This is a genomic window from Kitasatospora sp. NPDC085895 (genome assembly GCF_040702125.1).
GTDB classification, from domain to species: Bacteria; Actinomycetota; Actinomycetes; order Streptomycetales; family Streptomycetaceae; genus Kitasatospora; species Kitasatospora arboriphila.
On sequence record NZ_JBFBJY010000056.1, the window covers coordinates 52,429 to 53,504 of the forward strand.

General features: G+C 73.7%; 1 pseudogene. It reads left to right on the forward strand.

The features are described from left to right. Window positions 1–1,076: pseudogene (locus AB0442_RS28655) on the forward strand (hypothetical protein); the annotation flags it as partial.

Consider the following 1,076-nt stretch of genomic DNA (forward strand, 5'->3'; position numbering starts at 1 on the left):
GGACGGCCGGCCGCTGCTGGCCACCGGCAGCGACGATCACACGGCGCGGGTGTGGGACCCGCTGACAGGTACCCAGGTCAGCGAACCGCTTGGGCACGACAGCGTGGTGTGGGCGGTGGTGGCGTTCGACGGGCCGGACGGCCAGCCGCTGCTGGCCACCGGCAGCTCCGATCGCACGGTGCGGGTGTGGGATCCGCTGGCGGGTGTCCAGGTGTGCGAACCGCTTGGGCACGACGGCTGGGTGCATGCGGTGGTGGCGTTCGACGGGCCGGACGGCCGGCCGCTGCTGGCCACCGGCAGCTCCGATCGCACGGTGCGGGTGTGGGATCCGCTGGCGGGTGTCCAGGTGGGTGAGCCGCTGGTCAGGCAGGACGGCGCGGTGCATGCGGTGGTGGCGTTCGACGGGCCGGACGGCCAGCCGCTGCTGGCCACCGGCAGCTCCGATCGCACGGTGCGGGTGTGGGATCCGCTGGCGGGTGTCCAGGTGTGCGAACCGCTTGGGCACGACGGCGTGGTGTGGGCGGTGGTGGCGTTCGACGGGCCGGACGGCCGGTCGTTGCTGGCCACCGGCAGCTCCGATCGTACGGTGCGGGTGTGGGATCCGCTGGCGGGTGTCCAGGTGTGCGAACCGCTCGGGCACGGCGGCGCGGTGCATGCGGTGGTGGCGTTCGACGGGCCGGACGGCCGACCGCTGCTGGCCACCAGCAGCGACGATCGCACGGTGCGGGTGTGGGATCCGCTGGCAGGTACCCAGGTCAGCGAACCGTTCGGGCACGACAGCGTGGTGTGGGCGGTGGTGGCGTTTGACGGGCCGGACGGCCAGCCGCTGCTGGCCACCGGCAGCTCCGATCGCACGGTGCGGGTGTGGGATCCGCTGGCGGGTGTCCAGGTGTGCGAACCGCTCGGGCACGACGGCGCGGTGCATGCGGTGGTGGCGTTCGACGGGCCGGACGGCCAGCCGCTGCTGGCCACCAGCAGCGACGATCGCACGGTGCGGGTGTGGGATCCGCTGGCGGGTGTCCAGGTGTGCGAACCGCTCGGGCACGACGGCGCGGTGCATGCGGTGGTGGCGTTCG